Origin of the sequence: Limimaricola sp. AA108-03 (assembly GCF_050847355.1) — a bacterium.
Classification (GTDB): domain Bacteria; phylum Pseudomonadota; class Alphaproteobacteria; order Rhodobacterales; family Rhodobacteraceae; genus Limimaricola.
This window is the reverse complement of record NZ_CP193756.1, coordinates 163,181-183,573: the sequence shown is the minus strand read 5'-3', so window position 1 is coordinate 183,573 and position 20,393 is coordinate 163,181. Positions and strand designations below refer to the sequence as shown.

The window sequence follows — 20,393 nt, the reverse complement described above, 5'->3', positions numbered from 1 at the left end:
TTTGTGACCTTCTTGTTCAGAGTGATGGGACCGGATGCGGCGCACCGCATCCGGATTGTGTGGCACCGTCCGGGATCAGCGGCTGCGCGAGGCCGAGGCCGCAAGGGCCACGGCCACGACGATGATCACGCCGGTCGTCAGATCCTTGAAGAACGGATTGACGTTGAGGATGTTGAACCCGTTGCCGATCAGCGCGATCAGCAGCACGCCCGACACCGACCGCCAGACCGCGCCTGAGCCGCCCATGATCGATGTGCCCCCTAGGATCACCGCCGCGATGGCCTCAAGCTCGAGCCCCATACCGGCCTGCGGTTCCGCCATGGAAATGCGCGACACGGCAATGACACCGGCAAGGCCCGCCGCCCCGCCCGACAGGCAGAACGTCATGATCTTGATCAGATTGGTGCGGATGCCCGACAGCAGCGCCGCCTCTTCGTTGCCGCCCACGGCAAAGACCTTGCGCCCGAACGTCGTGCGGTTGAGCAGGAACATCATCAGAAGCATGAAGAGGACAAGGACGATGACGGCCACGTTGATCATGCCGATCCGCTCCCGTCCCAGCCATGAAAATTCGGCGATCCGCACGGGGATCAAGGCGCCCCCGGTGATCAGGATGGCCACGCCGCGATAAACAAGGCTGGTGGCCAAGGTGACCAGAAAGGAATGCACGCCAAAGCCGGTGATGATAAGGCCGTTGATGGCCCCAAGTCCCAGCCCGATCACGGGCCCGGCGAGGATCGCCAGATAGGGATCGACGTTAATCGCGATATAGCCGGCCGACACCGAGGCCACGCCGAAGATCGCGCCGGTGGACAGATCGAAGCCGCCACCGATGATCACAAGCGTCAGGGCGCAGGCGATGATCGCCAGCGGGGCGGATTGATTGAGGATGTTGAGCAGGTTGCGCGCTGTGAAGAAGCTGTCCGAGGCGAAGCTCAGCCCGATGAGCAGCGCAACGATGATGATCAGCACTCCGTATTGCTGGGCGAATTGTCCGACGCCGGCGCGGGTGATCTTCGGGTCTGGCTTGTCTGTCAAATAGGTGTCGGTCATGCGATGATTCTCTCTGGGCTTGACGGGTCCGCGCCTTGTTCGTGAAATATTCGGTTTAGCGCCTCATCGACGTTCAGATCGGCGCAGGAGGCTTCGGCAAAAATGCGGCCTCCGCTCATGAGGTAGCCGCGGTGTGACAGGTTGATGACTTCCTCGATCTCGGAAGAGATCAGCAAGATCGCCGTGCCCGCCTCCGCCATCTCGACGATGAATTCGTGAATGCGCTGTCGTGCGCCGATGTCGACGCCGCGGCTCGGCTCGTCGAGGATGAGGAGCCGGGGTGTCTCGGCCGCCCATTTCGACAGCAGAACCTTTTGCTGGTTGCCGCCCGAGTAGAACGCCACATCCCCGTCGACGCGCCGGGGGACAATGCCGAAATGATCGATCATCCGTTCCACCCGCGCCCGTTCGCGGCGCGGATCCAGCACACCGTAGCGCGAGATCTTGTCCAGCGAGGCAAGGCTGACATTGGGACGGGTCGTCTGGGTCAGGACGAGCCCCTGTTTGCGCCGGTCCTCGGGAACAAGGGCCAGGCCCTGCTGCACGGCCTTATTGATCGTCAGGCGATCCTGATCCTGTCCATCAAGCAGATAGGAGCCCGAGGTGATCCGGTCGGCGCCAAAAAGGACGCGCCCGATCTCGCTGCGGCCGGACCCGACAAGTCCGATCAGCCCGACAATCTCACCGGGGCGGATCGTGAGCGATACGCCGTCAAGGCCCGTGTCGCTGCAAACCTCCTTCAGCTCCACCAGTGGCGGCACCGCGGCAGCGGGCGCGGCGGGCAGGGCCGGCCACGAGATCTCGGAGGCTTGTCCGAGCATCGAGTCGACCAGGGACTGCTTGGTCTCTCCGGCCATGGAATCCGTGTGGATCACCCGGCCGTCGCGCATGACGGTGACCCGGTCACAGTTGGCAATGATATGATCCAGAAAGTGGCTGACATAGATGATGGTCTTGCCGCGGGCTTTGAGCCGCGCGATCAGCGCGTGCAGGCGCTCCGCTTCGTCCTCGGTCAGCGACGACGTCGGCTCGTCCATGATGATGATCCGCGCCTCGCGCGCGACGGCGCGCATGATTTCGACCTTCTGGCGCTCGGCGATGCGCAGCCGCGCGACCTTGGCATGGGGGTCGAGCCCGAACTGGCAGGTTTCCTCAAGCGCGCGGAACCGCGCGAGGTCGCCTTGAACCAGAACGCCCGCATACTGGCTTTCAAGGCCAAGAAAGACGTTCTGCAAGACGGTCAGTTCGGGCACCAGCTGCAATTCCTGATGGATCATCGCGACGCCGCGTTGCAGCGCATCGCGGGGTGAAAAGCGGCTTACGGTTTCGCCGTAGATCTCGACCGTGCCTTCATCGGCGGCATAATACCCGCCGATGATCTTCCCCACGCTCGATTTTCCAGCCCCGTTCTCGCCCACCAGCGCGTGAACCGATCCTTGCAGAAAATCGATCGAGATGTCGTTGAGGATGCGGGTCTTGCCGAAGCTCTTGGCCACGCCGCGCATCCGTACTGCGATTTCTGTGTCCGTCATGTCGGCCCCTCCCTTTGGGTCGACCGGCCCGCACCGTGGCAGGCCGGTCGATGCGGTTGTCTCAGCCCTGCCACTCGGCTTCGAACTCGGGGTTCTCGAGCAGCCACTCATGGGTCACGATCGCAGGCACGTCCCCCAGCGTGAGTTCGTCGATCCAAGGCTCGACCTCTTCGCCAGTAACCGAGGCCACGAGAGCGTGGAGTGCCGCTTCGCCGATGGAGCGGGGCAGCATGGCGATGGTCGAATCCCACTGGCCCGCGCGGATGGCATCGGTCGCAATCTGGTTCAGGCCGCCGCCGGTCACGTAGATCTCTTCCAGATCCAGCCCGGCATCGAGGATCGCGATTTCTGCCCCCATGAGGTGCTGGTCCGCATTGGACAGCAGGACGTCCAGATCCGGGTTCGCCTGCAGGATGTCCTGCATCGCATTGAGCGAGGTGTCAGGGCTGTAGTTGCCTTCGCCGGTTGCAACGATTTCGATGTTGTCATGGGCGCCCAGAACGCTCTGGTAGGCCTCATACCGCACATTGTCGAAGGGGAAGACGAGCTGCCCGATCAGGATGACAACCTTGCAGGGGTCGCGGTCTTCGCAGAACTCGACGACCTCTTCCGCCTGTTTGGTCGCGCCGATTGCGGGGTCCGAGGCCACGGTGGTCACCAGGCCCTCGACCTGTGGCTGCATGTTCGACAGGTCCGGGCCGATGGGGAACAGCGTGGCGGCAACCTTGACCCCTGCGGCGGTCGCCTCTTCCAGTGCGGTTGCGATGCCGACCGTGTCGTTCGGCGTCACGACCATCCCGTCAAACCTTCCACCGGCGACAAGGTCCTCGACCTGCGTAAACTGGACCGGAGCGGAAAATTCACCGTCGAAGATCTCGACGGAGACATTGTCATACTCGGCCGCGGCGCGCTGGATGCCGTCATAGATCGACTGGTTGAAACCGTTCTGGCTGGACGAGGCAAGATAGGCGATCGAAATCTGATCGTCTTGCGCAAGCGCCGCCACCGGCGATAGGGCCGTGGTGAGGGCCGCGAGTTTCAGAATATTCTTCAATGGCTTGATCTCCTTGTTGGTGGTTGGTGGTTTCGGTTTCGAGGGTCAGGCGCGCTCCATCACGGCGTCGGCCTCGGGAACTGACGCGGTGAGCGTCTCGTCGCGTGCGGTGAGAAGGAAACACAGGGTGACAATCGGCTGCCACGCCAGCGCCGCGGCAACCTTCTCGCCGGTGAAATGTCCGGCCGGTGCGAGCATGTTGATCGTGCCGATCACCTTGCCATCGACAACGGCGGGCAGGTTCATGTTGCTTTCGAAGCCAAGGGCTTGGATCTTGCGCCAGTCGAAGAACACCTCGGCGATCTGCTCGATCCGGCTGGTGACGAAGGGCTGGGCATTCTCCAGAACGGTCGTGAAGAACAGGTTCCGGTCGATCTGCTTGTAGTTGCCGACGGGATAGGCCTCAGAGTTGTCGGAATGGATCCGGCGGCTGCGCATGTTCTCAAGGTCGAAGATCGACGCGCTGGTGAGCTTCGAGCCCACGTCGCGGTTGAGGCCGCGGACCACATATCGCAACAGCGCCCGTGCGCTCTCCGGCCCGGCCAGAAGGGTCTGAATATGGCTCATGTCATAGGGCAGGGCGGTCATGCGGCGGCCTTCTTTGGAAATTGGCGGGCCATACGCCCGGATTTGATCACGCAGGTTAGGTGATGTTCGGGTTTGCCAAGGATGGTGACATCGTCGAACGGATCACCGTCGATCACGATCATGTCGGCGCGGGCCCCGACGGCAATGACGCCGATTTCCCCCTCCTGCTGGCACAGGCGGGCGGCGATGCGGGTCGCGCTGTCGATGATCTCCGCCGGAGTCAGGACACGGGCCAGAAGGTCGAATTCCATGCCGCCATATTTGCGCAGCTCGCCCAGAAGATCGGTGCCAAAGGCCATCGGCAGGCCGGCGTCGCGCATGATCCCCAGGCTTTCGATGCCTGCGTCGCGGACGACGTCGATCTTCGCCTGAGACGCGGCATCAAGACCAAGCGCGGCCCCCTCCACCTTGAGCCCCTCATAGGCGACAAGCGTCGGCACGGCGATGCAGCCGGCCTCGGCGGCGCGCCGGGCGGTTTCGGGCCGGATCAGATTGCAATGCTCCAGCGAATGAACGCCCAGATCGACGCAGCGTCGGATCGCGTCGTCGTGATAGACATGGGCGGCAACGTAGGTGTTGGCGTTACGGGCTTCTTCGACCATCGCGCGAATTTCGGCATCCGAATACTGCAGCGCATCGATCGGATCGTTCGGAGAGGAGACCCCGCCGTTGGCCATCACCTTGATGAACTTGGCCCCCTCCTTGAGCATCTTGCGGCAGGTGCGGCGGACCTCATCCACGCCATCAACCAGAACCCCCATGTTGCCCAGCCGCCAGCCAAGCGCGTCTGGGCGCACGTCGCTGCGCGCGCGCAGGTCCGTGTGGCCGCCGGTCATCGACAGGCCTTTGCCGCAGATAACCAGATCCGGGCCGTCGATGTGCCCTTCTTGCACGGCGCGCACCAGTCCCAGATCAGCGCCACCAAGATCGCGGACCGTGGTAAACCCCTGATCCAGCTTCTCGCGCATGATCGCGCCGGCCCGGAACGCCGCAAGCGAGTCCGGCGCGATGGCGTTGTCCCAAAGGTTCAGACTGTGGGCCACCACATGAAAATGCGCGTCGATCAGACCGGGCATCAACGTCTTGCCCGCAACATCGTAGGGGGTCGCGGCGGCGGGCGCGGGCACGCCGACGGAAGCGATCCGATCTCCCTCGACAACGACGGTCGTCGGTTCCGTCAGCCTCCCGGTTTCAAGGTCGGGAAGACGGGCATTGATAAAGGCGGTGGCGGTCATCGGAGCTACTTTGCTTGTAAGGGAAGGGGCACGAGGGCGGGGTCAGGTCGGAAGCGGGTGGCCGAGGTCGAGCGCCGAGGTCGAAAGATCGACCGCGTCGGCCGCCACGGGCACGAGGGAGTGTTGAATGATCTGCAGGATGCCCGCGATCTGCTCGCCGACGATCCGGTTGCAGGCTGCGGTGTCCTTGACGTCGATCGCGGCGAAAAGGTCGCGGTGCAGATCGGCCTGCCGGTGCAGGTCCGCGGCAGAGGCATAGGGAAAATAGAGCAGCAGCATCGTCCGCCGCCCAGCATCGAGACATTGCAGGTAGTAGCGGGCGAGAAAGAAGTTCTTCGCCAGATCGGCATAGCCGCGCTGGAGCTGCAGCAGGGCCAGCGCAGTGTCGAGCTCGCTTGCGTGGCCAATGGTATCGGTCAACGCCCGGACCCGGTCCTGCATCATCGGCGTGTCGACTGGGATTTCGGCCCGGCTGAGGTGCTGTGACAAGGCGCGACCAAGGATCAACCAGGTGTCGAGCATCTCGCGCAGCTGGTGCATGGTGAGCGGCTCAACAATGCAGGAGCGGTTCGGCAACACCTTCACGAGGCGCTCTCCGGACAGCATCAGGATCGCTTCGCGCACCGGGGTCCGGGACAGTTCGAACGATTTTGCAATCGCGGTTTCATCAAGCGCGCTGCCCGGTTCGCGCTTCAATGTAAGGATCTCTTCGCGTAGCGCCTGATAGACCGTCACGGCGCCGCGCTTGCGCGTTCCGCTGGTCGGGCCTGTCGTGCTCTCGCCCTTTTTCGTCATCTGCCACACCTCCCTTGCGCCGCCGATTCGCAAGCATCGTAGCCTGGATAAAGTTTGCATAACAAGATTGTATAATATTTGAATTCAGGCAGAATCGATAGTTGCGTGCGGGCGGGGCTACTGGACGCATTCGGTCGGCCACGGCAGACGAGGCGCGGCTTGAGGGCGGAGAGCGCGAAGTGGAGGACCGCTCATGCGGAGTGTGGGGCAAGGGCGCAGGGGTGCTTCTTTGGGGTGCAACCCAGTTCATCCGTGGCGTGAAGCGCCCTCAAATGCGCCATGGCAGGCCGCCCTGCTTACCCTACCGGCCTGCATGCGCAGCGCCAAAGGGTTGCGGGCCGTTGCGGGACGCGGACATGGCGCGGAGGCCGCTGAAGGGTCACCGCGCCCTTCTGCATTTAACGTCGCGGGCGAGGTGAACTGCCCCAACTGAGTGCTCCAGGTTAATTGTTAATGCATGGTCGGCCTCCGGTCGACGGGCACGATGCTTTCCGGCGCCGGCGGGCGGTATCCCAAGGCGCTGTGGGGCCGGACGGTGTTGTAGTGCCTCCGCCATCGCTCGATCAGGATCTGGGCCTCGCGCAGCGTGTAGAAGATCTCCCCGTCGAGCAGCTCGGTCTTAGGTAGCAGATGCACCAAATTGCCGGATGGACCGAGATGATGAAGTTCGCTGCAATGGTGGCATGGCCGAGCCCCTGATCATCCAGACGCTGACGCAGAAACGCGCCGAGATCCTCGGGCAGATCAAGGCCTACGAGACGCAGATCGCGCATGCGAAGCACGACCTTGCCCATGTGAACGCGACGATCGAACTGTTTGCGGCGCCCGAACGCCGGCGGGCGCGCTACATCGTGAGCCACGGGTTCTTCAAGAAAGGCGAGATCGCCGACATCTGCGTGCAGCATCTGGGGGTGGACGCCGAGCTGACCACCCGGGAGCTGGCGGAGCGGGTGATGATCGAGCGCGGCCTCGAGGTGTCGGACACGGCGCTGCGGAACTCGGTCGTGTTCAAGGTCGTCCAGGCGCTGCGGCACGCCAGGCACCGGCGGCTCGTCCAGCTGGTGGAAAAGCGCAAGGGCATGTGCGTCTGGAGCGCCGGAGACGCCGTCACGCTGCGCGTCGTTGCCAATAGCCCTTCCACGCCCGGCTGACCGGCGCCGCCAGCGCGCCGCCGATGAGACGGTCCGCGAGGCCGCCGTTGCTGTCGAAGCGGTGATCCTCGAGCCAGGCGGCGTGCGCCGCGTAGGCATCGAGGTATTGCCCCTCCACCCGAATGTGCTGGCCGCCGATCATGCGCCGCAGCCGCGAGAAGTAGCTCTCGGCCAGGTTCGTATGAACGCCCTCGCGGCTGTAGGCCTCGGAATGATTGACGCGTTTCATCTCGAACTCGGGCTCGAGGACGTCCCAGTGCGCAACCTCGTCGGCCGAGATGACGCTGCCTAGGGCAATCCTTTCCCGGGCGAAATCGACAGCTTGGGCTTCACGCAGGAAGCTCCGGGGCAGCGTCCTGCCGCCGCGCTGGCGCAGGACGACAACCACCCTGCGCTTGCCGCTGCGGTTGGCGAGCAGTCGGCGGTCGACCCGGTCGTCGCGCGCGTTGGCGGGCCGGACCTGGCCACCGAACATGGCCCCGTCCACTTCGACCTCCCCCTCGAGCCGGGTCTCCCGGGTCTCGAGCGTCATCGTCTCCCGCAGCTTGTGCATCAGCACGAAGGCCGTCTTGTGCTGCACGTCCAGGTCCCGCGAAAGCTGGACCGCAGACAGACCCTTGGCGGCGTTCACGAACAGGCAGATCGCCCCGAGCAGATCGACGAAGGCCAGCTTGCGCGAGGCGAAGACAGTGCCGGAGGTGACGCTGAACTGCCGGTGGCAGGCGGCGCACTTGAACCGGCGCCGGGTGTTCAGATCGTAGATGTCGAGGCAGCCGCAGAGCGGGCAGACCGGAGCGCCCTCCGTCTCGGGCCATCGCAGCCGGCAGAAGCGCCGATATGCGGCGTCCTCCCCTTCCTCGTAGATCGTCCTGAGAGACAGGGTCCGGGCAGCAGCGGAAAGCAGGAAATGCTGGGACATGAGCGCCTCGCTACGCGAAACATGTTCCCATCCTGTTCCTGCCCGGCCTCCAAAGCAAGGGTTTGGTGCATCTGCTACCTAAGACCGGAGCAGCTCGTTGCGGAAGCGGGCGTTGAAGCTCTCGCAGTAGCCGTTCTCCCAAGGCGATCCCGGTTCGATGAAGGCGGTCCTGGCGCCCACGGCCTCGATCCAGTCCCGCACCTTCGTGGCCACGAATTCGGGGCCATTGTCGGAACGAATGAACTCGGGCGGCCCGTGCAGGATGAACAGGTCCGTCAGGGCATCGACCACGTCGGTGGAGTTGAGCTTTCTGTCGACACGGATCATCAGCGCCTCCTTCGTGAACTCGTCGATGATGTTGAGGATGCGGTAGGCTCGGCCGTCATGCGTCCGGTCCTGGACGAAGTCGTAGGACCAGACGTGGTTCGGCCGCTCCGATCGCAGCCGGACGCACGCGCCGTCGTTCAGCCACAGCCGGCTTCGCTTCTTCTGCTTCTGCGGGACTTTCAGCCCCTCGCGTTTCCAGATGCGCTCGACCCGCTTGAGGTTCACCTGCCAGCCAGACTGCTTCAGCAGCGCGGTGATGGGACGGTATCCGTAGCGGCCATACTGGCGCGCCAACTCGATGATATCCGCCGTCAGGCGCGCTTCGTCCGGCCGGCCACGCGGCACCTTTCTCTGGGTGGAGCGGTGCTGGCCGAGTGTGCGGCAGGCGCGGCGCTCGGACACGCCCAGTTCCTGCCGCACATGGTCGATGCACTGGCGGCGGCGCGAGGGGCTCGAGACAGTTTCCCCGCGCCGCCTCGGCCAGGATGAGCTTGTCGAGCGTCAGGTCGGAGACCGCTCGCCTGAGCCGCTGGTTCTCCTTCTCCAGCTCCTTCAGGCGCTTCAGCTGGCTCCGGCTCATGCCGCCGTATTGCCGCCGCCACCTGTAGTAGCTCTGCTGCGTGATCCCGACCTGGCGCACCGCATCGGCAACCGGCATGCCTTGGCCATGCAGCACCTCGATCTGCCGCAGCTTCAGCACGATGTCCTCGGGCTTCTCCCGCTTCCCACCCATCGCTTCGTCCTCCTCCTGACGAGATAAATCTATCTCAGTGGGCGGAGCACTTCAGTGGGGGCAGACCAGCATGTCTACCTCCTGGTAGGATTCCAGCATAGGCTGATCGTCTCGCTACAATGGCTCTGGCGCTACCTGACGTATGATAGAGGAGCCCGATTGATTGCGGGGGATTACGTCGAAGTGCCCGATCCCGCCGTGGCCCCGGTTCCCCGCGAGCGCATGCGCAGCCCAGCATCACTTGGTGCCCGCAATCCGCCCCGGACCGACGATAAAAGTGAGGCGCAGGAGCGCCCTTCGAAGAATGCGGCATTTGCCCACGGCGACGGAGGCCCGATACGTCAAGCTGGTCCTAGGGTCAGGACTTCGGTAACGGGGGCGTCCCAGTCAATGCGCATTACACACGACTGGCGGTCCCGCAGCCGCGAGGGATTGTAGCATTAGTCATACCGCTCCCGGCTTTGAGGGGGCCTTCGCTTGAGGTCCTTCGGGCACATGCTTCGGTCCGTGGTCAGCGTGATGGCTGCCAACAAGATGCTGGTTCGGTGCAATTCCGATGTGCCCATCTCATTAGCGTGCTTGGTCATTACCAGCGACAGTCCTGAGCACGGCATCATCGGAACCACGTCCCTGCGGGACCTCGAAGGCCTGCAACCAAGCAGGCAACGGGTAGGGCCTCGGCTGGTCAGCTCATCTTCGGGGCAGCCTCTGGCTGGAACGTGGTGCCGTCGACCCAGATCCGATGCAGGATGACTGCAATGCGACGCGCCAAGGCGACCATGGCGCGCTTACGTCCTCGGCGTTTGGCAAGCTGAGCTCCCCAGCTTCTCAGCCATGTCGACCGGCCACGGTTCATCATGACGGTGGCAGCCTGGCACAGCGCTCGTCTGAGGTTTACGTCACCGGCTTTCGTGATGCCGCCTGAAACATCCCGTTCGCCGGACTGGCTGCGCGAAGGCGTCAGGCCAACCCAAGGCCCGACCCTCTTCGAGGATACGAAGCGAGCGGGGTCATCCACTGCCGACCTGTAGGTCAGCGCCACCACCGCCCCGATCCCCGGCATCGTCATCAGGCGGCGGCAAACCGGATCGTCCTGGGCGAACTGACGCACCTGCTTTTCGAGGCCGGCCAGTTCTTGGCGCAGCGCGGTCCTGGCGCGCAGCATGGGCTCTGTTGCCGTTACCAGCATGGCGTTTCCATCCGCCAATTCTCGGATGCGGTTCTCGAACTTGCCGCGAGAAATCGCGCCGACCTTCAGGCCGAAGTTGCGGAGCAGTCCGCGCAGTGACATCTCCAGAGAAATCATAACTTGCTGTATGGCCTTCCGGGCGCTGAGAACGGCTCTTACCTCTTGAGCAGAAACGGATTTGCAGTGAACTGGCCGGAACCAGCCAAGGTGAAGTAGGCGTGCAATCCCCTCGGCATCGCGGCGGTCCGTCTTGATCGGCATAGCCTTGAGCGCGCCCTTGACCTGCCGCGTCTCCATGAGGACAGGATCCAGCCCCGCTTCGTTCAGAGCACGGTGCAGCCACTGCGACAGAGGGCCTGCTTCCAAGCCGATTGCGGCAATGCTGCCGTCGAGGTCCCTCAGCCAGCGGATCAGGGGATCCGGCTCACAGGCCACTTCGGCCTCCCTGCTGATCTTGCCATGCTCGCTGACCACACAGATCGCGACTTTAGCCAGCGACACATCCAGTCCAACAAACAGTTTCATCCCGTAATCCTCCACGTTGAACGAATACGGGAACGGCAACAGCCTCGTCCTGATCAAGCAAGCGGTGACGACGATGCATGACGCAGGCCCCGTTACGGCATCTCGTTAACCTTCAAAGCCAGAACAAGACGGTCGCAGCCAAAGCGATGGCAGATAGGAACACCTTCGGGCATCTGTCGTAGCGCGTGGCAACCCGCCTCCAATCCTTCAGGCGTCCGAACATGATCTCGATCCTGTTGCGGCGCTTGTAGCGACGCTTGTCATGCTTGACGGGCGTGGCACGAGATTTGCGGCCCGGAATGCAGGGCTTGATCCCCTTGTCCTTCAAGACTTCACGGATCCAATCCGCATCATACCCCCGATCGGCGAGCAACCATTCTGCGTTGGGCAGGCTGCGCAGTAGCGCTGCCGCCCCTGTGTAGTCACTGGCCTGGCCGGCGGTCATGAAGAACCGAATGGGGCGCCCTTGGGTATCGGTAACGGCATGCAGCTTGGTGTTCATACCGCCCTTAGTGCGTCCGATCAGCCGACCACGCCCCCTTTTTTCAGCCGCAGGCTGGTCGCCGTGCGGTGTGCCTTGAGGTAGGTCGCGTCGATCATGACCGTCTTTCTTTCCGGGCTTTCAGCGGCCAAGCCTTCCATCATCCGGGCGAAGACGCCCTTGTCACTCCACCGCTTCCAACGGTTGTAGAGGGTCTTGGCTGGACCATACTCCTTCGGAGCGTCGCACCACCGCAGCCCGTTGCGATTGACGAAGATGATGCCGCTCAGGACCCGGCGGTCATCGACGCGTGGCTTGCCGTGGCTTTTTGGAAAGAAGGGCTGCAACCGGGCCATCTGCTCGGTCGTCAGCCAGAAAAGATTGCTCATTGATCATGCTCCTCGGGGAGCCTGAATCACGCAGCCTCATCAAGATCAATGGGTCCTGAGCCTACGTCGCGCACGCTGGCTGGAAGGTATCTGGATCGTAGTGCTGATGACGATCGTGACGGCGATCTACTTCGCCGTCGGCAGCAGTCAGGCGATGAAGACCGCTTGGATCGAAGATTTGCTGAGTTTCATTCCGCCTGTGGCGTTCCTAGTCGGATCATGGATCGAGGGTTGGAAACCGAACCAGAACTTCCCGCTGGGCTACATCCGGGTGACGTCGGTCACATACCTGGTTAGCGCAGTGGCGCTGGCGGGCGTGGGCCTCTTCCTCATCGTCGATTCCTCTATGGCGCTGATCAAGCAGGAACATGCCACGATCGGCAGCTTTGAGCTCTTCGGCGTCACGATATGGTTCGGCTGGGTTATGATCGCAGCCCTCTCCTATAGTATCGTGCTGCCGGTCATCTTTGGTCGGCTGAAGATGGGGCCGGCACGCAAGCTCCACGACAAAACGCTCTACGCCGATGCGTTGATGAACAAGGCCGACTGGACGACTAGCCTGGCCGCTGTGGTCGGCATCCTTGGGATCGGGATGGGGTGGTGGTGGGCCGACGCGGCCGCGGCCATCATGATCGCGCTCGACGTGCTGCATGACGGCTACAAGCACACAGGAGCCGCGATCCGTGACCTGAGCGACGAGATGCCGCGGACGATCGACGACAAAGAGTTCGACCCCTTGATCGACGAAGTTCGGGATAGTGTCGACGCTCTGCCCTGGGTGCGGGAAAGCCGCCTCCGTCTACGCGAAGAGGGCCGGTTTCTCACCGGCACGATTTACGTCGTCCCTCGCGAGGGAGCAGTTTCGCCTGACGAGGTGGAGGCAGCCGAGGTGCAGCTTCTCGACCTGCATTGGCGCCTTCATGACGTGTCCATCATGCCGCGGGTTGAGGTGGATGATCCCGCCGCCGGCAACGCAGATGATGACGGTTGACCGGAGACCCGTCTTTCCTCCGGTCTGACGGAGAGTCCGTGGGTGGCCGTCTACGAAGCGATTGCGCCGCATCTCCCGGTAAAGCGTGGAGGGCGCGCGGCCGAGCCGCAGGGCGATCTCTTTCATCGGCAATCTTGCCTCGCGCCACCGCGCGAGTTTCTGGCGCTCTTCGAGATCCAAATGTGCGTAGCAGGTGCCCATCGATTGCTCTCCATGTAACCATCTGTTTCTATACAGAAGTTGCACTTCGAACGTGAATCCACCACTCGAATCAACTGTTGCAAACAAGCAGAATTGTCACCGGCTCTGCAAAGCAGAAGTGTCGCTGGTGGTTTTGACGGGAGCGCAGCCGAGCAGGGCGGAGACCTCAGTTCTCGGAGGCCTGACCGGCTGCGCGGGCCTGGGCGCGGCGAGCCAGCTTCGAGTTCCAGCCGTCGTTGCGGCGACCGGTCTTGCGATACCCGGTGCGGGCGCTTTCGGGACGCACCTCGGGTGCAGCCGTGGCCTTGTCCTGCTGTCGCTTGATGTGAGCCAGCACCGCGCCGAGGTGCTTGTTCTTGGTGATCGCGGCGTGGGTGACACGCTGCTGATGCGGATCGAAGATGGCGCAGGGCAGGACGATGCCCTTGTGCCGGATCTGGATGCGGCCATCGGGAAATTCGTAGGTATCGGCGTATTTGCCCACCAGTTCGCGGGTCAGATCGTTCACCTCCAGCCGGATGCGTTTGTGGTCGTATTTTAGCGTCAGATCCTTGCTGACATAGCGCTTGTCGCGCAGGCAGAAGATCTCGACCAGTCGATCCGGCGCGACATTCAGCGGCCTGTGCAGGTTGTCCGGCCTGGCGGCGGGCTTGGGGGAGTGCCCTCAACTTTGTGTATCCGGGCCGGCCCATGCGGTTTGGAATACTCAAGCGTCGAAGCGCTCGCCGAACATTATGGCGAACTGATTTCGGGCTGCAAACCATTCCCGAACATTTCGACCGTCCCTCTCGAAGTTGCGGATGGCCAAGTAGATCAGCTTGGTCGCGGCCTCATCCGTCGGGAAGGACCCACGCGTCTTGATGGATTTCCGGATTACGCGGTTCAGGCTTTCGATGGCGTTGGTGGTGTATATGATTTTGCGGATCGCCGGATCGAAGGCAAAGAACGGGATCACCTCCTGCCATGCCCGACGCCAGGCCGGCGCGATGGACGCGTATTTCCCGGCCCATTTTTCCTCGAAGGCATCAAGCTCGGCCTCGGCCAAATCGGCGGTCGGGGCGCTGTAAATTCGGCGCAGGTCGGCCGCCACGACCTTGCGGTCCTTCCAGGAGCAGAAGTTCAGGGAATGGCGCACCAGATGCACGACGCAGGTCTGGACCATGGCGTCCGGGAAGGCGGCGGTGATGGCCTCGGGGAAGCCTTTCAGCCCGTCCACGACCGCGATCAGGATGTCCTGAGTGCCCCGGTTCTTTAGCTCGTTCATCACCGAGAGCCAGAACTTGGCGCCCTCGTTCTCGGCGATCCATAGGCCCAGAACCTCGCGCTGGCCATCACGGGTGACGCCGAGGGCGACATACACCGCCTTGTTCTTCACGGTCCGGCTGTCGGCATCGCGGATCTTCACGCGCAGCGCGTCGAAGATCACGATCGGATACATCCGCTCCAGCGCCCGGCTCTGCCATTCCCGGACCTCGTCCAGAACGGCGTCAGTGACACGGCTGATGAGGTCGGGTGAGACCTGCAGGCCATAGATGTCGAGTAGATGGGTCCGGATGTCCCGGACCGTCAGCCCGGCTGCGTAGAGCCCGATGATCTTGTCATCCATCCCGTCGATCCGGGTCTGGCCCTTCTTCACCAGTTCCGGCTCGAAGCTGCTGTCGCGGTCGCGAGGCACCGCCACCGGCATCTCGCCGTCCTGCCCCTTCAGCACCTTGGTCGAGACGCCATTCCGGCGATTGCTCTGACCCTGAGGAGCTTCCTTGCCCTCTTCATAGCCAAGATGCGCCGTCAGCTCGGCGCCGAGCATCCGCTCCATGAGCTTGATCTTCAGCTCTTTCATCAGCCCGGCCTCGCCGAGCAGGTCCTCAGGGCGCTCTACGCCCTTCAGAAGTTCGTCCAGCAGTTCCTTGGAGATCGTCATGCATGCTTCCTTTCGAAGAAGCATGGACCGGATCACTCATACACAGAAGATCTGACACTCTCGGGCTTGGCGAACTTCGCGTTATAGCGCGCCACGAAGCCCGGCAGGAACGCGTTCGCCGCCGCGATGTCCGAGATGCCGGCAAGACGCAGCTCCTTCACCAGCCGATCCTGCAGCGTGCGGTTGGCGCGCTCCACACGGCCCTTGGCCTGGCTCGAATGGGCGCACAGGATCTCGATCTGCAGCTCCGCCAGGGCCCGACCGAACTGGGTCATGCCGGTCATGTGGTCGCTGGGTTTCGGCACGCGAAACACCGAGTGCTTGTCACTGTAGAAGGCGACCGGGCGGCCATGTTGCACCAGGTAGCGCTCCAGTGCCTCGAAATAGCTGAACGTGCTCTCGGTGTTAGTGCCGGACGTATTCTCCCCAAAAGTGCCGTTTGAAAATTCCCCAGCTTTCCGGGTTTGAGCGCCAAGCTGTGGAGGGCATGCCCCCACAGCTTGGCAGCGGCCACATCGCATCACCTGATCATGCCGACCGGAATGGAGGCGACGGGTGATCAGACTTGGGGAAGTTGTCATGATCCATGACTTGAAACGGCAGGGGCTTTCGATCTCTGCCATCGCCCGCAAGGTCGGGCTCGACCGCAAGACAGTGCGCAAGCACCTGGAGAACGGCGTGACCGCACCGGTCTACGGTCCGCGCGCACCACGGCTGCGGCTCCTTGAGGGGTTCGAGCCTTATCTGCACGAACGGATCCTTGCCTATCCCGACCTGTCGGGCCGACGGCTTCTAAGGGAGATCCGTGGAATGGGGTATGGCGGGGGCTACACGGCCGTCACCGACTACCTTCGCGAAGTGCGTCCGGGTCGGGTAAAGCTCTTCGAACGCCGCTTCGAAACCCCGGCCGGTCGTCAGGGTCAGGTCGACTTCGCCCAGTTCCGGGTCGAGTTCGCCGATGAGCCCGGCGTGGTGCGGATCGTCTGGCTGTTCACCATGGTGCTTGGCCACAGCCGCTGGCTCTGGGGACGCTTCTGCGCCACGCAGGACCTGCAAACGGTGATGCGCTGTCATATCGATGCCTTCACCTCCATGGGCGGGGCGCCGCAGGAGCTGCTCTACGACCGGATGAAGACGGCGGTGATCGACGAGGACGCCGAAGGCGTGATTACCTACAATAGCTCGCTGGTCGCGCTACTCACGCATTACGGCGCGCTGCCAAGAGCGTGCCGCCCTTACCGGGCCAAGACCAAGGGCAAGGTCGAGCGTCCCTATCGCTATGTGCGGCAGGACTTCTTCCTCGCCCGGACCTTCCGCAACATGGACGACCTGAATGCCCAGTTCGAGGACTGGCGCACGACCATCGCCAACTCCCGCCTCCACGCAACGACCCGGCGGATCATCGATGAGCATTTCGCCGAAGAGCACCCACATCTGACCGCGTTGCCGGTCATCCCCTACAGCGCCGTCTTGACCGTGGAGCGGCGCGTGAGCCACGAGGGCATGGTTTCGGTGGGCGGCAATCTCTACAGCGTGCCGGACGCCACCCGCAAACGCGTGGTCGAAGTCCAGAACCATCCGCGCGAGATCCGCATTTTCGAGGATCGCGTGCTGATCGCCGTGCATCCGGTGCTGGAGGGCAAGAACCAGCGGCGGACCGATCCCAGTCACCGCAGACCCGTGCCGCCGAGACCGCCTGAGCTTTTGATGCCTGCCATGCCAGGACGGGTGACAGAGGTGGGGCGTCGACCGCTCGCCTTCTACGATGCCGTCGCCAAGCGGATGGCCTCAGGCGAGGGGCTGCGGAAATGACCGAAATCCTCGACCGCATTCGTGCCAGCCTTGTCGGCTTGCGCATGGCCCGGGCGCTCGAGGCGCTCGACCATACCCTCCGCCGGCTCGAGCGCGGCGAGATCACCGCCATCGAAGCCATCGACGGCCTGCTGGCGGAGGAGCATGTCACGCGTGAAGGGCGCAGAGTGACCGTCGCGGTGAAGACCGCGCGACTGATGCCGATCAAGACGCTCGAGAGCTTCGACTTCTCCTTCCAGCCTTCGCTCGATCGCGGTCGAATTCTGGCGCTGGCGCAACTCCACTTCATCGAGCGGGCGGAAGTCGTGCATCTGCTCGGCCCTCCGGGCACCGGAAAATCCCATCTCGCAACTGCCTTGGGCGTCGAGGCCGTCAGGGCCGGCAAGCGGGTCTACCGCGCCAGCCTGGCTGAGATCATCGACGCGCTCAGTCGGGCCGAGCGCGACGGCCGCTTGCCGGAAAAGCTCCGCTTCTTCAGCCGCAACAGCCTGCTCATCGTCGACGAGATCGGCTACCTGCCCATCACCCCTGGTGGCGCGAACCTGTTCTTCCAACTGGTAAACCACCGCTACGAGAAGGGCGCTATGATCCTGACTTCGAACCGCGGCTTTGCCGAATGGGGCGAAGTGTTCGGCGACCCGGTCGTTGCGACCGCGCTGCTCGATCGCCTCCTGCACCATGCGATCGTCGTCCAGATCGAAGGCGCCAGCTACCGCTTGCGGGCCCATGCCGACCTCATGCCCGAACATACCCGCGCTCACGCTACCATCGCGCCGCCTCCGCAGCCAAAACGCCGAGGGCGCCCCCCGAAAGATGGGAGGATCGATCAACTGCACGGCTGATCACCGCACCCGGAAACTGGGGAATTTTACTTCGGCACTTCTGGGGAAACTTCAGTCGGCGTTGACACTCGGAGGTGACGAAGCGCAGTTCCATCAGTGTGCTGGTGGCATCGTCGATGAACACCAGCAGCGTGCAGGGATCGCCGCGATCCTCGAACCAGCGATGCTCCGAGCCGTCGATCTGGATCAGCTCGCCGAAACATTCGCGGCGCAAACGCGGCTGGTGAAAGGCCCGGCGTTGCTTGCGCGACAGCCACAAGCCGTCCGCGACCATCCACTTGCGCAGGGTCTCGCGCGAGACTGTCAGGCCGTGGTCGTCCCGCAGCCGTTCCGCCGCCAGCGTCGGCCCGAAATCCGCATAGCTCTCGCGGATCAACGACAGGGCATAGTCGCGCTTGGCGGCATGGATCCGGTTGTTCGGAGCGCGCCCGCGCGCCCGGTGCCGGATCGCCGCCGCACCATCCGCACGATACCGCTTCAGCAGCCGGAAGATCTGGCGCCGGGTCAGCCCCAACAGGTGCCCGCCGCGCTGGACATCGATCCGACCGTCATCGATCTGCGCCAGAACCTCGACGCGCTGCAACTCGCGCTCGCTCATCAGAACCCATCCCATGCCCGTTCTCTCTGCCTGTGTTCGGTGCAGGCGAGAGTGACACTTCTGCATTGCTCATGGGTGACACTTTAGCTTTGCTGCTGCACACAACTTATACGTGTAATCATCATTATGTAATATATGAGTAATTTGGCCGAGGGCAATCTGAAAGCCAATCTTTTCCTTGCGCTCCATCTCAGCGTTCAATCGCGCTCTTGGCTGATTGTGGAACTAGGTAAGCGAAAGGCTCTCGCGCTATTGATAGGAAGTGGAGATTATGAACTGAGCGCTGCCTAGGAGCGACTGCGCGAAAAGGATCTCGAACAGGATCTAGAGCAAGAACGCCAGGTTTCCCGAGACATAGGCTATGACTACGATATGTAATCTTCCAATAAGTTACGAAGACGTCACATCACCACGAACTTCCGCCACTGTTCTGGAGAAAGCGTATAACCTGGGGTTCCTGGTGGGACGGCCATACCTTCTGATTTTGCGATATGATAGGCGGTCGCTGCCATGACATAGGTGTGGTTTCCATCAACAATTTCATCGCCCCGACCGACTTCCGATTGGCATATGATGATGGGCTTGGGGCCTTGGAGAAGGGTTCTGTTCATCAGAACAGAGGTATCCACGGTCCCTCCCTGCATGAGCCATTCGATATGATCAAAGTTGAAGGGAACCATCTCTAAGGGCAAATTTTTCTCTGCCCAAAGTCGCATAGGTACGACATCCAAAATCACTTCACGATTGCTCAGATTAGGAGACCTAAACACTTCGCTTTTCTGAGGAAGCATGCGGGGCTGCTTGGGTTTCCCTTTGTTAGCTTTCCGTCTTTCGTGCCGATTCAAAGAAATCTCCTAGCAAGGTGATCAGGCCGTAGCCGAGTGGTCATGTGAAGCGCTCAGCGTCGGGATAGCCGACACATCAACTTCGCGGGTGGCGTGCCAGGCATCGTAGGCCCCTTGCATCCTGATCCAGACCAGAGGCGCGTTCCCAAACAGCTTAGCAAGCCGCACGGCCACTTCCGGGCTGACGGGCTTCCGTTCGGCCAGAAGATCATGCAGGTGCTGGCGCGATACGCCGAGCATCCGCGCAATTTCGGCTTTCGATTTCCCAGTCGCGGGGATCACATCCTCGCGGAGCAGTTCGCCCGGATGCGTCGGGCAGCGGTTAGGGTTGCGGCTCATTCTCGCCTCCTAGTGATATTGCTCGTAGTCCAGCACATAGGCGTCGCCGTCGCGGAACTCGAAAGTGATGCACCACGGACCGTTCACGTGGACGGTGTAGCGCGTTGGCGTGTGCCCCCGCAGGCTGTGGAAGTCGAAGCCCGGGAGGTTCATGTCCTCAGGAGCCGTGGCCGCCTCGAGTGCATCCAAGCGCCGCAGGATGCGGCTGTGCATGCGTGCGTCGATCTTCGACTTGCCCGTTTCCCAAAGGGCTTTCAGCTGCTTGTGCGCAAAGGTCTTGATCATGACTATATGTAAGCTGATCGACGACAGATGTAAAGTGATAGCTTACTCTTTCTGCTGTGTGGCCCGAGAAGCCGAAGAAAATGAGATATTACTCCTTGCGATACTTGAAACCCTGAAGTGGTTGCTTATCTTTCCTCACATGACGACGAGACATGGAGAACCACTCAAAGACTGGGGCCTTGAGCCCTGTGGGGGCCTAAAGCCTCCGACATCGTCCTGTGCTCACCGGAGGGGACGCACGCCGCCGCGCGCGCGCCGCACCCGAAGTGGGCCGGGTGCGGCATCCTTGGGGTCACCCGCTGCTGTTTATCACTCCTGGCGAAGTGGGGCCGCAAATTCGCGGCTGCTAAGGAGAAATAAACATGTCGAAGAAGCGTCATCAGCAGCGTCGCCACCGGAAGAAGTCGGCGTGGATCGCGGTATGGACCGTGATCACTACGTGCGGGCTTTCGACCTACCGTATCTATCAGATGGCGAAAGCTATCTGGGAAGCTATCCGGTTCATCTTTGGGCTGGACTGATCGAGAAGATGGGTGCGAACACCTTTCCTTTATGGGGTATAGCCAAATCTTACGATTGCTTCCATGC

19 protein-coding genes and 6 pseudogenes are annotated in these 20,393 nt (G+C 62.4%); 6 read left to right on the top strand and 19 right to left on the bottom strand.

What is annotated here, in order from left to right:
* Positions 1-75 precede the first annotated feature (75 nt).
* The 7 genes and pseudogenes from ACRAQ3_RS16570 to ACRAQ3_RS16540 form a co-directional block, all read right to left on the bottom strand.
* Complete coding sequence (locus ACRAQ3_RS16570) at positions 76-1,053, bottom strand: ABC transporter permease (RefSeq protein WP_432256339.1); 978 nt, start codon at positions 1,051-1,053, stop codon at positions 76-78.
* Positions 1,050-2,585, bottom strand: a complete 1,536-nt coding sequence (locus ACRAQ3_RS16565; protein ID WP_432256338.1) for a sugar ABC transporter ATP-binding protein — start codon at positions 2,583-2,585, stop codon at positions 1,050-1,052. The genes ACRAQ3_RS16570 and ACRAQ3_RS16565 overlap by 4 nt, the downstream gene beginning before the upstream one ends.
* A gap of 61 nt (positions 2,586-2,646) precedes the next feature.
* On the bottom strand, positions 2,647-3,639 hold the full coding sequence (locus ACRAQ3_RS16560; RefSeq protein ID WP_432256337.1) for a sugar ABC transporter substrate-binding protein: 993 nt from the start codon (positions 3,637-3,639) through the stop codon (positions 2,647-2,649).
* A gap of 45 nt (positions 3,640-3,684) precedes the next feature.
* Complete coding sequence (locus ACRAQ3_RS16555; protein WP_432256336.1) at positions 3,685-4,206, bottom strand: hypothetical protein; 522 nt, start codon at positions 4,204-4,206, stop codon at positions 3,685-3,687.
* A 17-nt stretch (positions 4,207-4,223) separates the two neighbouring features.
* On the bottom strand, positions 4,224-5,462 hold the full coding sequence (locus ACRAQ3_RS16550) for an amidohydrolase family protein (RefSeq protein ID WP_432256335.1): 1,239 nt from the start codon (positions 5,460-5,462) through the stop codon (positions 4,224-4,226).
* Positions 5,463-5,504: 42 nt separating this feature from the next.
* Positions 5,505-6,257 (bottom strand): GntR family transcriptional regulator, encoded by a 753-nt coding sequence (locus tag ACRAQ3_RS16545; protein ID WP_432256570.1) that lies wholly within the window; start codon positions 6,255-6,257, stop codon positions 5,505-5,507.
* A 450-nt stretch (positions 6,258-6,707) separates the two neighbouring features.
* A pseudogene (locus tag ACRAQ3_RS16540) lies at positions 6,708-6,878 on the bottom strand (integrase core domain-containing protein); the annotation flags it as partial.
* A 62-nt stretch (positions 6,879-6,940) separates the two neighbouring features.
* Here ACRAQ3_RS16540 and ACRAQ3_RS16535 point away from each other — a divergent pair.
* On the top strand, positions 6,941-7,408 hold the full coding sequence (locus tag ACRAQ3_RS16535; RefSeq protein ID WP_432256334.1) for a hypothetical protein: 468 nt from the start codon (positions 6,941-6,943) through the stop codon (positions 7,406-7,408).
* On the opposite strand, the gene ACRAQ3_RS16530 is transcribed toward ACRAQ3_RS16535, so the two are convergent.
* Complete coding sequence (locus tag ACRAQ3_RS16530) at positions 7,365-8,327, bottom strand: IS1595 family transposase (RefSeq protein ID WP_432256333.1); 963 nt, start codon at positions 8,325-8,327, stop codon at positions 7,365-7,367. The two genes, ACRAQ3_RS16535 and ACRAQ3_RS16530, sit on opposite strands and share 44 nt — an antisense overlap.
* An 87-nt stretch (positions 8,328-8,414) precedes the next feature.
* Positions 8,415-9,387, bottom strand: a pseudogene (locus ACRAQ3_RS16525) (IS3 family transposase); the annotation flags it as partial.
* A gap of 69 nt (positions 9,388-9,456) precedes the next feature.
* Here ACRAQ3_RS16525 and ACRAQ3_RS16520 point away from each other — a divergent pair.
* Positions 9,457-9,825: pseudogene (locus tag ACRAQ3_RS16520) on the top strand (hypothetical protein); the annotation flags it as partial.
* 247 nt (positions 9,826-10,072) lie between these two features.
* Here ACRAQ3_RS16520 and ACRAQ3_RS16515 read toward each other — a convergent pair.
* Entirely contained in the window at positions 10,073-11,101 is a 1,029-nt protein-coding gene (locus tag ACRAQ3_RS16515) for an IS110 family transposase (RefSeq protein WP_432256332.1), read from the bottom strand.
* Positions 11,102-11,213: 112 nt separating this feature from the next.
* A protein-coding gene (locus ACRAQ3_RS16510) for an IS5 family transposase (RefSeq protein WP_432256331.1) occupies positions 11,214-11,971 on the bottom strand; the annotation gives its coding sequence in 2 pieces (ribosomal slippage) (positions 11,214-11,635 and positions 11,635-11,971; 759 coding nt in all).
* Between the two features lie 100 nt (positions 11,972-12,071).
* Between ACRAQ3_RS16510 and ACRAQ3_RS16505 the strand changes: the two genes are divergently transcribed.
* The gene (locus tag ACRAQ3_RS16505) at positions 12,072-12,962 is read left to right on the top strand and encodes a cation transporter (protein ID WP_432256330.1); all 891 of its coding nucleotides are present in this window, start codon (positions 12,072-12,074) and stop codon (positions 12,960-12,962) included.
* 30 nt (positions 12,963-12,992) lie between these two features.
* On the opposite strand, the pseudogene ACRAQ3_RS16500 reads toward ACRAQ3_RS16505, so the two are convergent.
* The 4 genes and pseudogenes from ACRAQ3_RS16500 to ACRAQ3_RS16485 form a co-directional block, all read right to left on the bottom strand.
* A pseudogene (locus ACRAQ3_RS16500) lies at positions 12,993-13,163 on the bottom strand (helix-turn-helix domain-containing protein); the annotation flags it as partial.
* 166 nt (positions 13,164-13,329) lie between these two features.
* The gene (locus ACRAQ3_RS16495) at positions 13,330-13,671 is read right to left on the bottom strand and encodes a hypothetical protein (protein ID WP_432256329.1); all 342 of its coding nucleotides are present in this window, start codon (positions 13,669-13,671) and stop codon (positions 13,330-13,332) included.
* A 198-nt stretch (positions 13,672-13,869) separates the two neighbouring features.
* On the bottom strand, positions 13,870-15,084 hold the full coding sequence (locus ACRAQ3_RS16490; protein ID WP_432256328.1) for an IS256 family transposase: 1,215 nt from the start codon (positions 15,082-15,084) through the stop codon (positions 13,870-13,872).
* A 65-nt stretch (positions 15,085-15,149) separates the two neighbouring features.
* A pseudogene (locus tag ACRAQ3_RS16485) lies at positions 15,150-15,488 on the bottom strand (ISNCY family transposase); the annotation flags it as partial.
* A gap of 151 nt (positions 15,489-15,639) precedes the next feature.
* Here ACRAQ3_RS16485 and istA point away from each other — a divergent pair.
* Positions 15,640-16,896 carry an IS21 family transposase gene (istA, locus tag ACRAQ3_RS16480; protein WP_432256327.1) on the top strand — a complete coding sequence of 419 codons (1,257 nt, stop codon included), beginning with the start codon at positions 15,640-15,642 and terminating at the stop codon, positions 16,894-16,896.
* Positions 16,893-17,738 carry an IS21-like element helper ATPase IstB gene (istB, locus tag ACRAQ3_RS16475; RefSeq protein ID WP_432256326.1) on the top strand — a complete coding sequence of 282 codons (846 nt, stop codon included), beginning with the start codon at positions 16,893-16,895 and terminating at the stop codon, positions 17,736-17,738. Before istA ends, istB begins: the two co-directional genes overlap by 4 nt.
* A gap of 67 nt (positions 17,739-17,805) precedes the next feature.
* On the opposite strand, the pseudogene ACRAQ3_RS16470 reads toward istB, so the two are convergent.
* The 4 genes and pseudogenes from ACRAQ3_RS16470 to ACRAQ3_RS16455 form a co-directional block, all read right to left on the bottom strand.
* A pseudogene (locus ACRAQ3_RS16470) lies at positions 17,806-18,351 on the bottom strand (helix-turn-helix domain-containing protein); the annotation flags it as partial.
* Positions 18,352-18,737: 386 nt separating this feature from the next.
* A complete protein-coding gene (locus tag ACRAQ3_RS16465; protein ID WP_432256325.1) occupies positions 18,738-19,127 on the bottom strand; it encodes a hypothetical protein in 390 nt (129 codons plus the stop codon).
* A 75-nt stretch (positions 19,128-19,202) separates the two neighbouring features.
* Positions 19,203-19,520, bottom strand: coding sequence for a HigA family addiction module antitoxin (locus ACRAQ3_RS16460; protein WP_432256324.1), 318 nt, complete (start codon positions 19,518-19,520; stop codon positions 19,203-19,205).
* Positions 19,521-19,529: 9 nt separating this feature from the next.
* Positions 19,530-19,805, bottom strand: coding sequence for a type II toxin-antitoxin system RelE/ParE family toxin (locus ACRAQ3_RS16455; RefSeq protein WP_432256323.1), 276 nt, complete (start codon positions 19,803-19,805; stop codon positions 19,530-19,532).
* A 362-nt stretch (positions 19,806-20,167) separates the two neighbouring features.
* Here ACRAQ3_RS16455 and ACRAQ3_RS16450 point away from each other — a divergent pair, with 362 nt between their 5' ends.
* Positions 20,168-20,326, top strand: coding sequence for a hypothetical protein (locus tag ACRAQ3_RS16450; RefSeq protein WP_432256322.1), 159 nt, complete (start codon positions 20,168-20,170; stop codon positions 20,324-20,326).
* Positions 20,327-20,393 lie beyond the last annotated feature (67 nt).